Genomic DNA, 16,160 nt, shown 5'->3' on the forward strand with positions numbered 1-16,160 from the left:
CTCCTGCTGGCAGCCCCGGCAGCTCTTTTTGCTCAAGACCCGGCCTATACCATCAAAGGGAAGGCAGGGAAACTGGAAGCACCCGCAAAAGTATACCTCAATTACAGGCTGAATGGTCAGAATGTAATGGACTCTGTGGTACTGAAAGGCGGCGCATTTGAATTTAAAGGCTCTGTGCCCGGACCAACCGGAGTTTACCTGTTACTGGACCACAAAGGTGAAGGCGTGAAAAGGAATATGGACATGCAGGTCGTGTACATAGACAAAGGCACCGTTACCGTTGATACAAAAGATTCCATGAAAAATGCAACCGTTAAAGGTTCTGCTATTCATGATAATTATCTCGCGTATAAGAAATTCCTCTCTGTTGTGGACGACAAACTGGAAGCTATCAACAAGGAATACTATTCTGCTCCCCGTGAGAAACAACAGGATACTGCTTTCGTAAACGGACTGATCGCCCGTCAGAACCCGCTGATGGAAGAGAAGCAGAAGCTTCAAAACGAGTATATCAACAAGAATCCAAAGTCTTACTTTGCTCTTGCTGCCCTCAGAGAAGTAATTGGCGCCAGCTTCGACCCTGCTGAGGTTGAACCACGTTTCAAAGCCCTTTCTCCCGAACTGCAGGCTTCTGCTGCCGGTAAAGAGTTTGCTGAAACCATCGAAACTGCCAAAAAAACTGCTGTTGGTGTAGTAGCTCCCGACTTTACTCAGAATGATCAGAATGATAAGCCCGTTAAGCTCTCCGACTTCCGTGGTAAATATGTACTGGTTGATTTCTGGGCAAGCTGGTGCGGTCCCTGCCGTGCAGAGAATCCTAACGTTGTAAAAACTTACAATGAGTTCAAGGATAAGAATTTCACCATCCTGGGTGTTTCCCTGGATCAGAAAAAAGAAAACTGGCTGAAAGCCATTGAAGACGACCAACTGACCTGGTCACATGTTTCAGATCTGAAATTCTGGAACAACGCAGTTGCTCAGCAATATGGTATCCGTTCAGTTCCTTCCAACCTGCTGATCGATCCAACAGGAAAGATCGTTGCCCGCGACCTGCGTGGTGAGGACCTGGCGAAGAAGCTGTCTGAGTTCATTAAATAAGTGTCATCATCCTCTGTGATGAAATGCATAATGGGGCTGGCCTTTGGTCAGTCCCTTTTTTTTCGCAGTATCCGCTCGCTCGCGTCCGCGCGAGTGACTTCTGTTTGCTCGCCTCTGGCGAGCGCAGTGTAGCCGGAGGCGACGAAATATAAGTAACTCGCCAGAGGCGAGCTACCGGGTACACGCTGATTAATTTGAATTCTCTTCCAAATCCCTCAACGCTATCCAGGCCATCAGCCCGGCGCCTGTCACCAGCGCTTCTTCATCCGGATCGAAAGTAGCCGTATGCAACGGCGTTACTTTTTCTGTACCGGGGTATTGAACGCCCAGCCTGTAAAAGCAGGAGTCAAGCAGATGGGAATAACGGGCAAAGTCTTCCCCTGCCATCCATTTGGGGATATCCACTACCTGCTCTTTGCCAAGGTATTCTTCCGTCCATTTCCTCGTTGACGCGGTTAGCACCGGTTCATTGTATAAAACAGGATAACCTTCCTTGATGTACAGATCTGCCTTTGCACCCATACTGGCGGCGTATTCCGTAATAGTGGTCTCCAACAGAACATGCGCTTCGCGCCGCCATTTCTCATCCATGGTACGGAGGGTGCCATCGATGGTAACCTTATCGGGGATCACATTGTGCACGCCATCGGCAATGAATCTGCCGAAACTCAGTACAGCAGGCAGTAAAGGATTGGTACGCCTGCTCACCAGTTGTTGCAGCATAACCAGGATCTCACTGGAAATGAGCACGGGATCTATCACCTGGTGCGGAGCAGCGGCATGTCCGCCTTTGCCTGTGATGGTAAGGTAGAGCTCGTCCACACTGGCCATGTACATGCCGGAGTGGAAACCGATCTTGCCTGCAGGCAGTTCGGGCATCACGTGCTGACCTACAATATTCAGGGGACGTGGATTTTCGAGCACACCATCATTGATCATCATCAATGCTCCGCCGGGTGCTAATTCTTCGGCTGGTTGAAATATGAATTTCACTTCACCCGAAAATTCATATTCCAGGGTTTTGAGAATGCGTAAAGTACCCAGCAGGGATGTCATATGGAAATCATGTCCGCAGGCATGCATCACGCCTTCATTGGTGGATTTATACGCGGTATTGTTCGCTTCATGGATGGGAAGGGCGTCCATATCCGCGCGGAGCGCAATCACGGGACCGTTTCCGGGCTTCTTGCCTTTAAGAACGCCGGTTATACCGGTAACGGACAACCGAATATGCTCAATGCCTATTCCTGTAAGCTGCCGGCTTACGTAAAGAGCGGTATTATGCTCATGGTATGAAAGTTCAGGATTGGCATGAAGGTGCCTCCGGATGGCTACCAGATCCTGCTTCATTCCTGCTGCCAGTGCGCGTACTTTTTCTGCTAACATCTGTACAAGTTAAGGCAGCATAAACTGTTAAAAAAAAGAAATTGATGTCTGGCAGGGCGGGGAAGAAGGCTTACAGGCTATTGAGACGCCTCCGGGCTTTCTGCAGCATATCCGCAGCAGAAGATGCCGGTATTGATTGTATGTCAAAAAGTTTGATCACAGCTTCCAGTTCCTGTAGTTTTTCATATTGCTTCCGGACTTTCAGTTGCTCTCTCATTATCCTGATCTTTTCGTAATCCTGAATCCCTTCTATGAGTTTCTCCAACCGGATGGAACTGCCTGCACCGGGATATACAAAATAGGTATCGCCGGATGACCAGGTGCTGAAACGCGCGTCCTGCAGGGGATTGGCAGGCCAGCAATTGTAGGCCCAGCGGAGATACCCGGAAAACCTTCTGTTGGCAGCATACCAGCCCATGAAAGCAGATTCGGCGGGAGGAGAAAACGTGAAAGTGTTGGGAAAACCTTCAAAACAATAGGTATAAAAGGTAGTGGGCTTACTGGTGGCGAACCGCTGTTTCAGCGAAACCGAATCGAAGGTTTCAGCTGAAGCAATGCAATAATCATATATTTCGGCAGCCAGCTCCTTATGAAAACTGCCAGCCAGGGATATTTTGAATTCCTTATCGATACTGCGCACCAGCGCGATCACCTGTTTCATGTCTTCCAGTGGACGTTCGTCCATTGCGATAGAGGTCCTGCTGAACCAGCCTTTTTCTTTCAGGTGCGCAGCGAAATTTTTTAACATGGGCGTCCAGTGCTCCAGGAATGCAGGAGAGCCTGTTGGGGCAATGAGCACCGTGTCTTTGCCTGTGGCTTCATCAAAATAATAGAACTTATTGTTCCAGGGCACCATCGTGTAACAATTGATGAGCTTGCTGATACCCTGATCCGTCATAAACTCCACCAATTTATCAAAAATGGTGTAATCATATGCCCAGCTGCCATCCGCTTTTTTGATCCAGCGTATCATGCTTTGATAGATATCATAGGTCTGCCCGCGCCAGGGATCATGGATCATACTCACCGTGATGGCCTTCTGACCGGCGTCGGCCAGCATTTTCATGTATGGCTTCATGGCTTTGAAATGCTGATCTGACCAGGGGTGCAGGCGATGAATACGTGCAATGGAATAAGGATTCTGCCAGAGATCGAGGTGGAATTTCCATTGAGCAGGTTCGGGAAGGGTACTATTCAATACCATTACTGAGTAGCTGAGGGTATTTAACAAGCTGTCAGCCCTGAATAATTGCAGTATACCGTTATATGTTCCTCCTTTTGCATGCTGAGGAATGCGTATGCTTACCCACACAGGTTGATTGGAATTGGCTGCAATATTTACTGAAGGGGAGAAATGAATGCCATCGGCCTGTAATGAAGAATCAGCCCCTGGTTTTATCCCGCAACCATGACCTTCTTCATTTAATCCATCAGACCAGACATAACCCACAAATCCAACTTTTACAGCAGTAGCAGGAATAACAGCGCCACTGGTGCTTCTCAGATTTCCTGCTTTTACACTTATATCTTTTAAAGTGGAAGCGCTTTGTATGACCAACTGCGCATTGACCTTTTCTCCTTTCCAGCTAACGGTTTTCCAGTGATCCGTCAAACCTGTGACGGATCCTTTTTGCGGATACCTTGTATCTGTATTGCCGAATGCCAGGGATATGGCGCTTTGTTGTGCAGACAAAATGAGAGGGCCGCCCATCAAACAAATCAGCAGGATTATCTTTTCAATACGCATAAGCAAAGTATTTAAAAAGGGCGGTCCGCACTACCGGCCCGCCCTGAATAAACAAGGACAGCTTGTTTATTGAAGTATCCGCTCGGTCAGCGATTCAAGATTTACCGGTTTCGGGTCTTTGTGCACAAACAGATGTTGTTGCACCCAGTCCCTTTCCCAATGCATAAAGTTTGTTTTTTTGAATTCCGTGCCCCGCAGCTGCGCGCGCAGTTCATCAAAAAAGATGATCCATCTTTTTTTGTAAAAACCGGTCATGAGGCCGCTCCACTCTTTGTAAGCATAATCATGGAGGTTGTCTTCAGCATCATTCCTTTCTCCCCAATAGGTGGTCAGCATCATCAGGTTGAGCAGGTTATTATCTTTCTCTGCTTTGGTATTTCCTGCGCGCAAAGCCTGTTGCTGCCAGGTGCTCAGTCTGTAGAGCGGACCGGTATTCAGAAGGGTATCCGTGATGTCTATCAGTTGAAGGAATCGTTTGGCTTCTTTGTTCATTGTGCTCAGGTCCTTTTCGTTGAACGCAGCCACCAGCCTGGCATGTACACTGTCTGCCTCATTGGCCATGTACTGCCTGGTGAAATTGATCAGGTCTGTTCTGTAAGTGCTGCTGTTCTTCATCAAAGGCGCCGCCTTCGCGAATTGTTTCACTGCTTCTGCAAAAAGGTGTATATCGTAGCTTTTTTTAAGTGTTCCCCAGCTGGAAACAGATTTGATCTGCAATGCCGGTCTGGCACATAGGATATTCTCGGGTGGACCTTCCTGACGGCTGGCAATGCTCTGGTAGATGGTCTGGAGAAACACTGCCCAGGCCTTGCTGATATCTTCATTCTTCTTTCCATAACGTGAAAGAACATACGATTCAATCCACTTGTTAAGGTCCAGCTTTTCTTTATGCCATCCCAGTTCCAGTGTAAGGTCATAAGCTACCGGGTTATTATCGATGCCTTCCGGCATGATGCCAACCCCCTGCAGGTATTGTGAGAACTCACCCGTGCGGGCCCTGTGAGTTTCATCGATAAAACGCTGAAGCTTTCCGAAAAGGCCTGGCCTTTCCCCGAAATTGTTCACGATGCACCATAGGAAGGGACTTCCTTCATAACCCTTGCGCAGCTCCCAGTTGCTGGTAGCTTCACCAAACAGCTCCTGTACCAGGATGTTCGATTTATTAAGGGCTGTGAGCATTTCTGTTTTTGGATTGTCCCACCATCCCTGCATCACCCACACAGAACCGGGAAAATGCTTCATCATTAATTTCTGAATGCCTGCTCCAACTTTTCCGAGGTCAGCACCACCCGTGCTTCCACCTTCATGGAAAGGATCGCCGGAGAAAAAGCGAAGGTCTTTGCCATACAGTCTTTTTGTTACATCATAGAAGATGCTTCCGATGCGTGTGAATGCCGTGTCATCGGCGGGATCCAGTATATCAGGCCTGGTGAAAGCGCCCCAGGTACCCTGCGGAATGATCTTCGCTTTTGTTTTGTTCTTCAGATCGGATGGCACCATGCCGTAGAAGGCAGGCATTACAGGTTCAATTCCCAGTGAACGCATGCGTCTGATCATCTGCTGTACCAGTTTCATGCGGCTATCGATCTGGCTCTGCGGCATCGGGCCGCCCCAACCCTGGATATTTCCCATCAGCCACCAGGCATTATAAGCAGGGCCGGTGATATAATCATTGATCTCTTTATCTGTATAATTGAGTTGCTTCAACACCTGTTGCCATACGGCTTCCGAGCCATTGGCCACCAGCATGAGGTTGACGCCGTTGAGCGCCATCCAGTCCAGTTCCCGCTCCCAGTCCTGCCAGTTGTAAAAGCTCATGGTGTAATTGTAGGTGCAGTAGTTGAGTGCATAACGGTAGGTGAGCGGCTGATCCATCTTCACAGGTACAGGCACTTTTGGAAGCGGAGAAACCGGCGCCAGGTTATCGCCCATATGGCTCATGGAGCGATGGCAATAGTAACGCAGATACCAGTTCAGGGCGGTTGCTGCTGCATTGGAGCCGGTGGCTTCGATCACCACTTTGTCTGCTGCCGTGCGCAGTACAAATCCTTCTTTGGGCTGTTGCAGTTTTTTGAACTGCAGGGAGCCAGCCAGCCAGGGCACCCTTCTTTTGGCCAGCGCCTGCACACCATCAAACTCACCGGCCATCAGCATTGCCGGCATCAACAACGTAAGAATACAGAGATATTTCTTCATAGTAATTTTTATACGGACAATTGAATTACAGTATTACCGCCGCCCCTCAGGCTGAGGTCAACGGGTTTGTTCTGTTTCCAGGAACCTCCTGTGAAATCAGGGAAGTCGATGGAGTTGGAGCGATGTGATACAGACCAGATGCTGAGCGGCGTTACGGCACTCCAGGCAGCGGCATCATACACATCCATATCCAGCGGGAGACCATTGCGGAGGCAATCAATCATCCGCCAGTCCATGATAAAGTCCATGCCTCCGTGCCCACCCACCGTTCTGGCGGCGGTGGCCACATGTTTGATCAGTTCCGGGCTGTATTGTTCTTCATATTTTTTCAGGCCGGACTCATTCATCCATTCGTGTCCCAGGGCCAGTTTCCCTGGCTCGGGATATTTCTGCACATAACCTTTGGTGCCGCTGAGCGCATGAATGCGACTGTAGGGGCGGGGAGAAGAGATATCATGCTGAACCATGATGGTTTTTCCATGATGCGTTTTGATCATGGAAGTGTTCATATTCCCCCTGTACTTTTTATTACCGAATGGTTTGAACCAGGGATCATCACCGGCAGCCAGTTTATCGGCAAGGGGCTTCATCATGAAATCATCAGAGCTCATGGAGCTCATATAAGAGAACTGATCGCCCCGGTTGATATTCATGGCCTGTGCAATGGGGCCAAGCCCGTGTGTCGGGTACAGATTACCGTTATGCTGGTTCTCTTTCCAGCGCCACTGAGGGGCTTCATCTTGTTTCGGCTTACGGAACATACCGTCAAGCAGTGTATGGATATAAGCACCTTCACCATGTACCAGTTCTCCCAGAACACCTTGTTGGGCCATGGCAATGGTCATGGTCTCAAAGAAATCATAACAACAGTTCTCCAGTTGCATGCAGTGTTTGCGGGTGCGCTCGGAGGTGGTCACCAGTTGCCATGCTTCTTCCAGGTTGCGGGCAGCGGGTACTTCCACGGCTACATGCTTGCCATGCTCCATGGCGTAAACAGCCATGGGCACATGATATTCCCAGGGAGTAGTGATGTAAACGAGATCGATGTCATTCCGCTCGCAGAGCGCCTTCCAGGAGTCTTCTTTTCCATAGTATTCTGCTGCTGCGGGCCACCCGGCTTTTTTAAGATTGTTCTGGTGCAGTTTTACAGGATATTCGCGTACGTCGCAAATGGCTTTGATCTCCACATTTTTGATATTGCGGATGCGCGTGCATGCCCATCCGCCTCTGTTGCCCATGCCTATGAATCCGATACGCACCACAGGTATGGCCGGCGCCGCATAGTTGCACATATTGAAGCGCTGCTTCCGCTTTTTGCCCTGCTGAAGCCCTGCTTCGATATCCTGATCAAGCTGCTCCTGCGATGCATAACCGGTAAGCCCGGTCAGCAGCAGGCCGCCTGCACTGAGTCCTGTTCTTTTCAAAAACCCACGACGATCCTGGTTCATTGTCTGAATGAATTAGATGAGATCAATTGTTTGATTAATTATTGTTGCGCTCCCTTGCTGATCTTTCCGTTTTCTATGCGTGGTTTGTTATCGATATCTGTTTTACCATTCACTGCCTCGGAGATCACGGCTCCACTGTTCCTGGCGGGAGACCCGGCCTGGATGCGCAGATCCGGCGTGCTGAGGTTTACCAGCATCGGATCTATGCCAATAGTTGAATTTGCATCCTGCCCGCTGGCTGTTTTGTAGGCATTGTAATCTGTATACGCTGTTCCGTTCCAGATCCATTTGGCGGTTCCGGCAGTATAATAAAGATTGTTATCGATGATATTGTCTGCGCCGGTAGCTGTGTATTTGTGGATGAATACATCCGTTGGCCTGGCATAGATGATATTGTTGCGGATCACGTTGTTGGTGCAACGCTCCGTGAGCCTGATCTCGCCTTCGATCTCTCCGAAATGCCCGGGATATTTATTGTTGTTGTACAGGGTATTGTTCACTACATAACAGTTACTGGTGCCGCCTGTGGTGAAGTTCAGATAGTCGCCCATATAGATACCGGTACGGTTGCAGTTGTACACGAAGTTGTTGCGAACGATATTGTTCTTTGTGGCAAATTCATTGCTCTCACTCACCAGTCCGATGCCCCTGTCGCAGTCATACACGATATTCCTTTCCACGATGGTATTGGCGCTGCCGCAAACATAGATACCGATGGCGCCATAATTGTTCAGCCCCCAGTAATCGGTGGATTTGGTCATGCTGACATTGTATACAGTATTATCGCTTACTACTCCGTTACGGGCATAGTTGGTGGCTGCAGCGCCGGAAGGATGGAGATTATCACCTGCTGCCACTATCACCCCGATATTCTCGGTGTCATAGATCCTGTTATGAGTGAAGGTGAAGCCGTCTACGTTGCCGGCGAAAGTAACGTTCTCACTGGTGCCGGTCTGCATATCATGCACGGTACATCCGGTGACATTGATATTGCGGATGGCTTCGGTTCCGTTGCCAAGCACAAATATCGCATGTGCACTCCTGTTAGTGAGATGGAAGCTTTTGATATCGGAGATGTTACAGTTCTTTATATCGATATCACGGCTATTGCCTGTAATGGAAATTCCCATCGGGTCCACACCGGGATTCGGGGTATGGAAATGTGCAATGTCAAAACCATCGATGGTGAGGAATTTTACATTGGAGAAGGTTACCATGGCCATCCAGCCTGTGGCTGTGGTAAGGCTTCCATCGATGAGCGGACGTTCTCCGGGATAGGCTTTCAGCGTGATATGTTTGCCCAGCAGTCCTGATTTTCCGAAGATCACCCGGTCTGTGTAAGTGCCTGCGCGAACGAATACGGTATCACCGGCCAAAGCCTTTCCCAGTGCATAATTGATGGTGCGGAAGGGAGTGGCGGCAGCACCGTTGGCGGCGTCGTTGCCGTCAACAGCCACGTACAGTGATCTTGCCTGCCTGTCGGATGCTTCACTGGCGATCTTCAGTTTGGAACAGGCAAAGAGACCTGTAACCAGAAGCGCAAGCGGGTTCAGGAAGAATATCATATTCTTTGGTGAGTTTGTTTTCATATGGGGCTTTTTTACTCCGATACGATCTTGCGGATACGGTTATTGTTTTTGTCCATTACGTAAACGGTTCCATTCTTGTCAACGCAAACACCTGTAGGTGCACTGAAGGCTGCAGCCTCTCCGATACCATTGAGGTAACCCGCGTTGCCACTGCCGGCAAAAGTGCTTACCTCATGCGTGGTGGCATCGATGAAGCGGATACTCTGGTCAGGCGCACTGGTCAATCCTTCCACGGTACCATTGGTGGCTACATAGATATTGTTCTTGCTGTCAAGCGCCAGCGACCAGGGATAATAGAATTTTGCAGCGGCTCCGGGGCCGTTCACATAACCTCCGCTATTAGGCTGCCCTGCAATCAAAGTCCTGGTCCAGCTGCCGGCAGTGATCTTATAAATGGTGTGGTCACCATGACCGGTAACGATCAGGTTACCATCCGTATCTACATCAAAGCCTGCTGCATAGGGCAGTCCTGATACGGCAAGTTCATAAGACCAGGCTGCTGTGGATTTGTAAATGGTGCCTGCATTGGTACAGCCCAGGTACAGGATATTGTTCTTTTTATCATAGGCAACCGCCCATGGCTCTGCAGGTGCGCCATAGTACCAGCTGGCATATCCCTGTGGTGTTACCTTGCGTACATTCCAGTTGAGTACATCTGCTACGTACACATTGCCATCATTGTCCAGTGTGAGGGAATAAGGGAGGTAAAAACGCGCCGCTGCACCCTGACCTTCCACATTGCCGGTATTACCGGGGCTTCCGGCCAGTGTGCTCACCATGCCCGTACTGTCGATCTTACGGACGCAGGCATTGCCGGGGTCGGCCACATAAATGTTCAGATCGTTGTCAACAGCGATGCCGCTGCTCCGGTACCAGGCGGGGGAATTGAAATTGAACTGTGCTTCTTCGCCTTTACCATTGGCAAAGCCTGCTGTTCCGTTGCCTGCAACAGTAGTGACTGTATTGGTGAAGTAATATTTGAATTCAGTACTGCTCTCTATCACATCGGAGCCAATCTTCACGGTCAGTTTGCCCGATCCGCATTTCTTGGGGACCACTACCATGATCTGGTTGCCGTTCACACCAACCACCGGCAGGTTCTTGCCGTTGATGCTGACGCTGATCTCACTGAGGTCTGACGTGAAATTGCTGCCATTGATGAGGATCTGTGTAGAGCGGCCACCGGACTGAGGTGTAAAGTTGTCGATGGTCATGGCCGATCCCGCCTGGTGTTTGAAGGTGCTGTCCTTCTTACAGGATCCCAGCAGGGAAGCCAGAATAAGGGTACCGGCTGCTATATATTGTGAAATTCGTTTGTTCATAATTGTTAGTTATGGTTGTTGAATTACCATCCGGGGTTTTGGACCAGTGAATTGTTCTTGTCGATATCATCCTGCGCAATAGGAAAGAGGTACATCTTGTTATCCCAGAACCTGTTCTGCAGCAGGGTGCGTTTGTAGTAATCGGCAAAGCCGAAACCCTGGTTATTGTCGTTGGTGACGGTGTTCATCCGGTAGATGGTCCTGTTCTCCGGCAATCCCATCTGTAGCCTGCGGATAAGGGTATAGTTGCGGTCGCCTTCAAAGCAAAGCTCCACCTGCCTTTCGCGAAGGATATGCTTGCGCAGTTCAGCCTGGTTGCCAACAGCAGAAGGATAAGTGTCTTCCAGGTTGGGAAGGCCTGCACGCGTTCTCACTTCGTTGAGGTATTTGAGAATGTCAGTATTACCGGGATCGTATTCATTCATCGCTTCCGCAAAATTGAGCAGGATCTCCGCGTAACGGATATGGATCCAGGGACGGAAAGGAGTCTGGTCCTGCCTGATATTGGACGCCGGGTTGATGAATTTCTGCACGCAGTAACCTGTCATGTCCACCACATTGGTAGTGCCAACGCCAGATTTACCGGAATAGTAGAATTCTGCGCGGCCCCTGCCGTCCATATTGGTAGCGGAAGAGAAGAAGTTCCTGTCGTCTGTAGTTGGTGCAGGCAATACAGGTTTTCCATTGTAAAGAATGTAAGCGTAAAAACGGGGCTCGCGGTTCACGTACATATTGGAGTTGCCGGTGATATAGCCACGGTTCACCCCATCTCTTTTTTCACCGTATAAGGCAGGGTCATTGCTGGCTGCGAAGCCCGTTTCCGTGTAGTTGCTGAGCGGATCATCGATGGTGCGCCCATTCCTCATGCAGAAAGCGTCCACGATATTCTGTGTGGCATTCTGCATATTGTAACCACCGGGTGCAGGCGCAGCGCGCTTCTCAAAGCCCCACTGGAAGGGCTCTCCAAACTGATCGTATTTGTGGGTGGTGAAGATCATCTCACTGTTCCAGGAGGAAAGGAAGAGATTACGTACTGAAAGGTATGGATCGAAATCTGCATCGCCTTCATCCTTGTTGGTGAAGAGTTTGTAGGTATTGAGATCGATAACAGCCCTGGCAGCATCGGCTGCTTTCTTCCATTTACTGGCATCGAATTGTTCGGGGGCCAGGGCGGTACCATCATGGTTCCTTAGATTGGCCATGGCTGGGTTGCCGTTCCAGAGCGGACTGGCGGCCAGTAACAAGGCCTGTGATTTCACGGCCAGGCAGGCTCCTTTGGACGGCCTTCCATAATTGTCGGAGGACTGCCATGTTTTAGGAAGATTGACGGCTGCCCTGTCCATCAGTTCATTGATATAATCCACGCAGGTATCCAGCGGAGCCCGGGGATATTTGTTGAAGTCCTCATTGAGACTGAGCAGCGTTGAGACCTTCACAAAAGGACCATACTGCTGCAATAGTTTGAAATAGAACCAGCCTCTGAGGAAGATAGCTTCTGATTTGTATTGTGCTTTCAGTTCATCGCTGAGCAGGTCTGAAGGAACCTTGTCGATATTGTTCTCAAACACAATGCTCTGCCTTATGCCCGAATAGTAACGGCTCCAGGTAGACCAGTAGCCGCTCTGCGCATTCCAGTTCCCGATCACCATATTCCTGACTGGTACGCCCTGTACACTGCAGGATGATTCATCACTGAAACCCAGCATCGTGTAATCATCTCCGTCAGTTCTCACATGCCCGTAGACCTGGTAAAGATAGCCTTCCGCATTGGCGCGGGTCTGCCAGATCATATCGGAGGTGAGCAGGTTATCCGGTTTTTTGTCGAGGTACTTGTTGCACCCTGCAATGGCAAACAGTCCGAGCAGGAAGCAGGCCGCCATGATATTTTTAGATCGATTGTGCATAGTTGGTAAATTGACTGGTGCTAGAATTGAGCTCTGATACCTACGGTTACCATCCTGGTGATAGGATATTTGGCGCCGTTGGAGCCGAGTTCAGGGTCCCACAATTTGAATTTGCTGAAAGTGAGCAGGTTTTGTCCTGAACAATAGAGGTAGAGGTTGGAGAGGCCGCCTCTTTTCAGTGCTGGTGAACTGAAATTGTAACCGATGGAAGCCTGCTTCAAACGCAGATAGGATCCGTCTTTCAACCACCTGGTGCTGCTGATATAGTTATTGTCCGTAACACTTCCCAGCGTGAGGCGGGGATAATAGGCATCGGGGTTTGGATTGTCAGGAGTCCACCTGTCGAGTGCCTTTGACATGGTATTGTTGGGATATTGACCGATCCCTGAGAAAGGCACAACGCCCACGCCGGTAGCTCCCCAGCCACTGCCATCGATATAACTTCCGTTGGCCATGATACCAACATCGGCCACACCCTGGAAGAAGAGGGAGAGATCGAATTTCTTGTAGTTCACAGAAAAGCCTGCACCATAGAGCCAGCTTGGGAACCATGATTTGCCGAGGTACTGGTAATCATATGCATCGATCACATCATCATCTTTACCATTGAGGTTGAGGTACCTGATATCTCCCGGTCTTACCTGGCCGAATTTCTGCTCGGCATGTGCATCTATCTCATCCTGGTTATTGAAGAGTCCTTCTGAAATATAACCGGTGAATTCTCCGAAGCGTGTACCGGTGCTGCGCTGGTAAGCGTATCTCCGTACAGGCTCGTCGCGGAATACCACTTTGTTGATGGTGTAGGTGGCGTTACCAAAGAGGCGAAGGCCAACCTGCCCGATCTGCTGGTTGTATTCGATGCTTGCCTCAAATCCTTTATTGTCCATTTCCCCGATATTGGCGAAGATGGCCGAACCGGTATACCCCGCAATGGAAGAGATGGAGGCACGCTCGATGAGGATGTCTTTCCGTTTTTCGTTGAAAAAGTCCACAATGATGTTCACCGTATTGAAAAGGCCTACTTCCAGTCCCAGGTTGGTCTTATATGACTTCTCCCAGGTGAGGTCTTCTACTCCGATCTGGTTTTCGGTTATTCCATACCGTAATGAGCCGTTGGGGCCGAATCCTGTCACCCTGCCGCTACCGATCTGTGTTAGATAAGGGAACCTGTTGCCGATGCCGATATTATCGTTACCCACCACGCCGTAAGAAGCTCTCAGTTTCAGGAAGCTGATCGATTGTGAGAATTTATCGAAGAAGTTTTCTCTTGACACTACCCAGCCGGCTGATACGGAGGGGAAGTTGCCATATTTATTACCTATCTCAAAGTTTTCGGAACCCGTATATCCTGCATTCACTTCCACCAGGTATTTGCTATTGTAACCATAAGTGAGCCTGGCTGCCAGCGCCTGGTTGCGGTAGGCGATCGATCCGATCACATCACCGGAAGTGCTCACGAGGCGGTTGCGCATATTGTAGAGCAGGAGGCCGCCGATCTGGTGGTCGCCAAAGCTCCTGTTGTAATTGAGAGTGCCTTCAAGATACATCACGCGCTCACCGGTTGAGCTCTGGCTGTAACCCAGGAACTGCTGCCCGGTGCGGGTTTGTGTGTATTCGAAATTGCCTTCGCTGTCGCGGTTGTTGGCAAGGAAAAGATCGTTCACGCCACTGCGCCTGTTGTTGAAAACGCCGTAGCTGTCGAAGGAGAATCGTCCTGAAACATCCAGCCCTTTCACCCATGAATCCAGTTTCTGCGTAACGGTGAACACAGATTGAACGGATGGACGGAATTCAGTGCTGTAGCCATTGTTCTGTACTTCATTGAAAGGATTGGCGCCGCCGTTATTTCCGGGGCCAGCCCATTTGCCATCGGGGTATTGAATGGGGAAGGCAACAGGTGTGGTGGCATAGCTGAGGTACCAGAGTTTGCCGGCGGAGATGCCGGGATACTTGCTGTTCACCAGCATGGCGGAGAGGTTCATCTGCAGCAGGGTGGTACGGGTAATGTTCACGTCCACATTGGTGCGGAAATCATATCGTTTGAAATTCAGGTTCGGATTGTAATCGTTGAGTTTGGAAGTATTGTACTGTCCGTTCTGGTTGTAGAAAGAAGCGGAGAGATAATAACGAACGGTTTCACCGCCACCTGCGATATTGAGGTTGGCATTGGTGAGGGAGGATTGTTTCTTGTAAACCGCATCCACCCAGTTTACATTGGGGTAGATGTAGGGATCGAGGCCGCTGGCTGTTTTCTGGATCTGCTCTTCTGAATACAGGGAGGAGAGGCCCATATTGTTACGTGCTTCGTTCAGCAGTTTCATATAGTTGACGCCGTCCAGCATTTCCGGTGTTTTGGTAAAGGAAGTGGAGCCGGTCTCTGCTTTCAGCGAAATGCGCGCCCTTCCTGCTGCGCCACGTTTGGTGGTGATCAGCAAAACTCCGTTGGCGCCCTTGGCACCGTAGATAGCTGTGGAGCTGGCATCCTTCAGTAAGGAAATGCTGCTGATGTCTTCAGGATCGATATTGTTGAAAGCCCCGCCGTACGTGCTGTTCACGTCATCACGCTGAACGCCGTCCACAATGATGAGGGGCGAAGTACTACCTGTGAATGTACCGATACCACGGATGGTGAAAGTGCTGTTGTCGTAACCCGGTTCACCGCTGCTCTGAACGGAAATGATACCGGCAACTTTACCGGCCAGCGCGTTGGTAAGGCTGGGAACAGGAGTGCGCATATCTTCCATATTCACGCTGCTGACTGCGCCGGTTACGGTCACTTTCTTTTGTTTGCCATACCCTACAACCACTACATCACTGAGCTTATCGGTTTTTTTCAGCAGGGTCACTTTCACGATCCTGTTATTCCTGTTGACCCTTACTTCCTGAGTGATCATGCCCACCATGGAAAACACGAGCGTGTCTTCCGGTGAGCTTTTGATAAAAAAAGTGCCGAGCTCATCGGTGGTGGCAAAGATGTCTGCGTTCTTTACCTGTACGGTAGCGCCGTTGATCACCTGTCCGTCTTCACCCATAACCTGACCTTTCACCACGCTCTGGTAAACAGCGGCAAGGTCTTCAACTTTATCGGTGGCTACCGGTTTTTTATTCTCAGCCGGTTTTTCGTTCAGCAATAGTTTGTTTTCACGAAGGGTGTACTGGATATTCCTGTTCTGGAAGAGTTGGTCCAGCACTTCCTTCAGTTGGGTCTGCCGGAAGTTGACCGTTACTTTTTCGGCATCGTTCAGCAACTGGTTGCTGTAGAAGAAGGTGACGCCAGTTTGTTTTTTGATGGCTTTGAAAACCTGGAGCAGCGTAATGTTCCTGCCCTCGATCGTTACCGTTTTCTGAAGGGTCTGGTTGCTCTGGGCAAACAGGCTCAGGGAACAGGCGATGGCCAGGAAGACGGTGATGCAGGCTTTGGCGAATCCCGGGAGGGGAACCCAGGAGGAGCTTACGGGTCTTCTCATTTA

9 protein-coding genes are annotated in these 16,160 nt (G+C 49.9%); 1 reads left to right on the forward strand and 8 read right to left on the reverse strand.

Features of this window, described 5'->3' with window-relative positions; genetic code table 11:
* Nucleotides 1-1,098 (forward strand): redoxin domain-containing protein (locus ACTHMC_RS22075; RefSeq protein ID WP_440416466.1); only part of this gene is annotated, 1,098 nt, incomplete at its 5' end.
* A 189-nt stretch (nt 1,099-1,287) separates the two neighbouring features.
* Here ACTHMC_RS22075 and ACTHMC_RS22080 read toward each other — a convergent pair.
* The 8 genes from ACTHMC_RS22080 to ACTHMC_RS22115 all read right to left on the reverse strand — a co-directional run bounded on the left by ACTHMC_RS22080 (nt 1,288) and on the right by ACTHMC_RS22115 (nt 16,157).
* Nucleotides 1,288-2,484 (reverse strand): M20 metallopeptidase family protein, encoded by a 1,197-nt coding sequence (locus ACTHMC_RS22080; RefSeq protein ID WP_440416468.1) that lies wholly within the window; start codon nt 2,482-2,484, stop codon nt 1,288-1,290.
* 70 nt (nt 2,485-2,554) lie between these two features.
* Entirely contained in the window at nt 2,555-4,231 is a 1,677-nt protein-coding gene (locus tag ACTHMC_RS22085; RefSeq protein WP_440416470.1) for a glycoside hydrolase domain-containing protein, read from the reverse strand.
* 66 nt (nt 4,232-4,297) lie between these two features.
* Nucleotides 4,298-6,427 carry an alpha-N-acetylglucosaminidase gene (locus ACTHMC_RS22090; RefSeq protein WP_440416471.1) on the reverse strand — a complete coding sequence of 710 codons (2,130 nt, stop codon included), beginning with the start codon at nt 6,425-6,427 and terminating at the stop codon, nt 4,298-4,300.
* An 8-nt stretch (nt 6,428-6,435) separates the two neighbouring features.
* The gene (locus tag ACTHMC_RS22095) at nt 6,436-7,875 is read right to left on the reverse strand and encodes a Gfo/Idh/MocA family protein (RefSeq protein ID WP_440416473.1); all 1,440 of its coding nucleotides are present in this window, start codon (nt 7,873-7,875) and stop codon (nt 6,436-6,438) included.
* A gap of 38 nt (nt 7,876-7,913) precedes the next feature.
* On the reverse strand, nt 7,914-9,464 hold the full coding sequence (locus ACTHMC_RS22100; protein ID WP_440416475.1) for a right-handed parallel beta-helix repeat-containing protein: 1,551 nt from the start codon (nt 9,462-9,464) through the stop codon (nt 7,914-7,916).
* An 11-nt stretch (nt 9,465-9,475) separates the two neighbouring features.
* Complete coding sequence (locus tag ACTHMC_RS22105; RefSeq protein WP_440416477.1) at nt 9,476-10,786, reverse strand: IPT/TIG domain-containing protein; 1,311 nt, start codon at nt 10,784-10,786, stop codon at nt 9,476-9,478.
* Between the two features lie 23 nt (nt 10,787-10,809).
* Nucleotides 10,810-12,690 carry a RagB/SusD family nutrient uptake outer membrane protein gene (locus ACTHMC_RS22110; RefSeq protein ID WP_440416479.1) on the reverse strand — a complete coding sequence of 627 codons (1,881 nt, stop codon included), beginning with the start codon at nt 12,688-12,690 and terminating at the stop codon, nt 10,810-10,812.
* A gap of 20 nt (nt 12,691-12,710) precedes the next feature.
* Entirely contained in the window at nt 12,711-16,157 is a 3,447-nt protein-coding gene (locus tag ACTHMC_RS22115; RefSeq protein ID WP_440416481.1) for a TonB-dependent receptor, read from the reverse strand.
* Between the last annotated feature and the right edge of the window lie 3 nt (nt 16,158-16,160).

The sequence above is a fragment of the Pseudobacter sp. genome (genome assembly GCF_051955275.1).
Lineage (GTDB): Bacteria > Bacteroidota > Bacteroidia > Chitinophagales > Chitinophagaceae > Pseudobacter.

Excerpts from the sequence above, each read along its gene's own strand:
- ACTHMC_RS22080 (WP_440416468.1), bottom strand. The coding sequence starts at position 2,484 with ATGTTAGCAGAAAAAGTACGCGCACTGGCAGCAGGAATGAAGCAGGAT.
- ACTHMC_RS22095 (WP_440416473.1), bottom strand. The coding sequence starts at position 7,875 with ATGAACCAGGATCGTCGTGGGTTTTTGAAAAGAACAGGACTCAGTGCA.
- ACTHMC_RS22105 (WP_440416477.1), bottom strand. The coding sequence starts at position 10,786 with ATGAACAAACGAATTTCACAATATATAGCAGCCGGTACCCTTATTCTG.
- ACTHMC_RS22110 (WP_440416479.1), bottom strand. The coding sequence starts at position 12,690 with ATGCACAATCGATCTAAAAATATCATGGCGGCCTGCTTCCTGCTCGGA.
- ACTHMC_RS22090 (WP_440416471.1), bottom strand. The coding sequence starts at position 6,427 with ATGAAGAAATATCTCTGTATTCTTACGTTGTTGATGCCGGCAATGCTG.
- ACTHMC_RS22085 (WP_440416470.1), bottom strand. The coding sequence starts at position 4,231 with ATGCGTATTGAAAAGATAATCCTGCTGATTTGTTTGATGGGCGGCCCT.
- ACTHMC_RS22115 (WP_440416481.1), bottom strand. The coding sequence starts at position 16,157 with ATGAGAAGACCCGTAAGCTCCTCCTGGGTTCCCCTCCCGGGATTCGCC.
- ACTHMC_RS22100 (WP_440416475.1), bottom strand. The coding sequence starts at position 9,464 with ATGAAAACAAACTCACCAAAGAATATGATATTCTTCCTGAACCCGCTT.